The 3,317-nt window shown below is 70.6% G+C and carries 3 protein-coding genes and 1 pseudogene; all 4 read right to left on the bottom strand.

All coding sequences use genetic code 11. From position 1 onward, the window contains the following. Window positions 1-206 (bottom strand): annotated as a pseudogene (locus AE652_RS46945) (hypothetical protein); the annotation flags it as partial. 41 nt (window positions 207-247) lie between these two features. Then, the gene (locus AE652_RS38200; protein WP_369808367.1) at window positions 248-1,315 is read right to left on the bottom strand and encodes a ParA family protein; all 1,068 of its coding nucleotides are present in this window, start codon (window positions 1,313-1,315) and stop codon (window positions 248-250) included. Window positions 1,316-1,740: 425 nt separating this feature from the next. After that, a complete protein-coding gene (gene ald, locus AE652_RS38195; RefSeq protein ID WP_049659955.1) occupies window positions 1,741-2,856 on the bottom strand; it encodes an alanine dehydrogenase in 1,116 nt (371 codons plus the stop codon). A gap of 261 nt (window positions 2,857-3,117) precedes the next feature. Beyond that, window positions 3,118-3,317 (bottom strand): hypothetical protein (locus tag AE652_RS38190; RefSeq protein ID WP_049659954.1); only part of this gene is annotated, 200 nt, incomplete at its 5' end.

Below are 3,317 nucleotides of genomic sequence, written 5' to 3'. Positions count from 1 at the left end.
GGCCCGACGCCCGCTCCGGACCGCTGCGCGGGCGCCGGCACCGAGGCGCCCGCCTGCTGCTCCGGCGTCACCTGCCGGTCGTCCTGGGCGCCCTGGGCGGCCTCGGTGCCCTCGGCGCCGTCCGGTCGGCCGTTGACGGTCCGCGCGGTCTCCGGTCTGGATGCCTCGGCGGCCGGACGCGGCGCGAGGGAGGGCGACAGCGCCATCCCTCCCGTGGTCCGGAACAGCTCGTCGGCACCCGGGAGACTCACTCGGCGGGGCGGCACCGGTCGAGCACCTCCCTGGCGAGCTGGCGGTAGGCGGCGGCACCGACCGAGTTGGTCGCGTACGTCGTGATGGGCTCGCCGGCGACGGTGGTCTCCGGGAAGCGCACGGTCCGCCCGATGACGGTGTGGAAGACGTGCTCGCCGAACGCCTCGACGACGCGTGCCAGCACCTCGCGGCTGTGCACGGTGCGCGAGTCGTACATGGTGGCCAGGATGCCGTCCAGGCGCAGGTCGGGGTTGAGCCGCTCGCAGACCTTCTCGATGGTCTCGGTCAGCAGCGCGACACCGCGCAGCGCGAAGAACTCGCACTCCAGCGGGACGATCACGCTGTGAGCGGCCGTCAGCGCATTGACCGTCAGCAGGCCCAGCGAGGGCTGGCAGTCGATGATGACGTAGTCGTAGTCGGGCAGCAGCGGCTTCAGGGCGCGCGCCAGCGCGGACTCCCGGGCCACCTCGCTGACCAGCTGCACCTCGGCGGCGGAGAGGTCGATGTTGGACGGCAGCAGGTCCATCCCCGGGACCGCCGTCTTCAGCAGCACCTCGTCGGCCGTCAGGCCCCGCTCCATGAGCAGGTTGTAGACGGTGACGTCGAGCTCCATCGGGTTGACGCCGAGGCCGACCGAGAGCGCGCCCTGCGGGTCGAAGTCGACGAGCAGCACCCGGCGGCCGTACTCGGCCAGCGCCGCGCCCAGGTTGATGGTCGACGTGGTCTTGCCGACGCCGCCCTTCTGGTTGCACATGGCGATGATCTGGGCGGGGCCGTGCTCGGCGACCGGCGCGGGGATCGGGAAGTACGGCAGCGGACGGCCGGTCGGGCCGACCCGCTCGCGGCGCTGGCGCGCGGCGTCGGGGGCCAGCGTGGCGGCGTACTCCGGGTCCGGCTCGTACTCGGCGTCCGGGTCGTCGTAGGCGCCGTAGGCGAACTCGCCGTAGGCCAGGCCGTAGGCCGCCAAGTCGGCGTCGTGATCGGTCACCGTGGTCACCTGTGCTGTGTTCTGGCGTGCTTCGAAAGTACGGAGTGCGACCGAGCCGACCTCGGCCGAGCCCACGGAGGGCTGCCGGGCCCCGGGCTCCTCACTCGGCTGGCCGGCGGTGAGCGCCGCCAGTCCTGGCTGACCACCCCCGGGAGCAATTGTCGACTCATTCACAAGTCGTCTTACCTCCTTGGGCATCCAGGACTCTATGTCGATTCGTCAGCGTGGCAGCATGCCGACGGTTTGCGACTCTAGGCCGTTCAAGGCGTTCGCAGCAACACAATCCACGGTAGTGGGCAGGATGTGTCGACTATCGAGCGGGCTGCTGTCAAGGGATGAGCGGGTCACCGGCCCCAACGTTTCTGCGGGCGGGTGACGTGACCGACAGATATTGACGACAGAGCGACCTACCCGATCCACCCGCCGTTCACGGGCACGGCGAAGCCCCCGGCCCGAAGGGATCGGGTCGGGGGCGAACGACCGCCGGGCGGTCAGGGGGTTCAGGCGAGCACGCTCTCCAGGGAGACCGACTCCAGGCCGAAGGCCTCGGCCACGGCCGGGAAGGTGATCTGGCCCTCGTGCACGTTCAGGCCCTTGGCGAGCGCGGCGTCGCGGCGCAGCGCGTCCTTCCAGCCGCGGTTGGCCAGCTCCAGCACGTACGGCATGGTGGCGTTGGTCAGCGCGTAGGTGGAGGTGTTCGGGACGGCGCCCGGCATGTTGGCCACGCAGTAGAAGACCGAGTTGTGGACCTTGAAGGTCGGGTCGTCGTGCGTGGTGGCGTGCGAGTCCTCGAAGCAGCCGCCCTGGTCGATGGCGATGTCGACGAGCACGGAGCCCGGCTTCATGCGGGAGACCAGCTCGTTGGTGACCAGCTTCGGGGCCTTGGCGCCCGGGATCAGCACGGCGCCGACCACCAGGTCGGCCTCCAGGACGGCCTTCTCCAGCTCGAAGGAGTTCGAGACGATGGTCTTGACCTTGGTGCCGAAGATGCGGTCGGCCTCGCGCAGCTTGTTGATGTCGCGGTCCAGCAGGGTCACCTCGTAACCCATGCCGACGGCGATGGTGGCCGCGTGCCAGCCGGAGACGCCGCCACCGATGACGACGGCCTTGGCCGGGTGGGTGCCGGGCACGCCGCCCGGCAGGGTGCCGCGGCCGCCGGCCGGACGCATCAGGTGGTACGAGCCGACCTGCGGGGCCAGACGGCCCGCGACCTCGGACATCGGGGCGAGCAGCGGCAGCGCGCCGTTCGACAGCTGCACGGTCTCGTACGCGATGGCGGTGGTGCCCGAGGCGATCAGCGCGTCGGTGCCGGCCCGGTCGGCCGCCAGGTGGAGGTACGTGAAGAGGGTCTGGCCCTTGCGCAGCCGGTGGTACTCGGAGGCGATGGGCTCCTTGACCTTCAGCAGCAGGTCGGCGGTGGCCCACACCTCGTCGGCGGTGGGGAGGATGGTGGCGCCGGCGGCCACGTACTCCTCGTTCGGGATCGAGGAGCCGACACCGGCGTTGTCCTCGATGTAGACCTCGTGTCCGTTGCGGACCAGCTCATGCACGCCGGCGGGCGTGATGGCCACGCGGTACTCGTGGTTCTTGACCTCGCGGGGGATGCCGACCTTCACGGCTAAACACGTCCTCTTGCCATGGGGGTCCCGACCGGAGAAGACCGGTGGGCGACGCGCACGTGGGGAAGCCTCCGGGACAGCCCGGGGCCGGGATCGCTGCGCGACTGAGTTCGAGTGTAATGAAGCCCAGGCGGCGTGTCAGCCTTCCAAAGTGAATAAATTTTCCGAACACATTGGCAGATTCGTAGGCTTCCCCTGCGACTTACCCACCAAAGACGTCGTAACCGGGCACTTCCGACAATACCTCCGAAAGGCCCATCACCACCCGGCGTCGACGCGTTCCCGCAGGTCCGCGAGGGCGCCCCCGACGGCCTCCAGGCCCCGCTCGTCGCCCAGCCGGCGCAGCACCGCGAGCGCGGCCCGGTACTCCCGGTCGGCCTCGTCGAAGCGGCGCTGCGCGGTGTGCGCCTCGGCCACCCGGGCGAGCAGCCGGGCCTCGGCCGCGTGGTCCCCGAGCG

It is taken from the genome of Kitasatospora sp. MY 5-36 (assembly GCF_001182915.1).
Classification (GTDB): domain Bacteria; phylum Actinomycetota; class Actinomycetes; order Streptomycetales; family Streptomycetaceae; genus Kitasatospora.
Note: the sequence above shows the minus strand (reverse complement) of the source record. Positions and strands in the feature narration are given on the sequence as shown.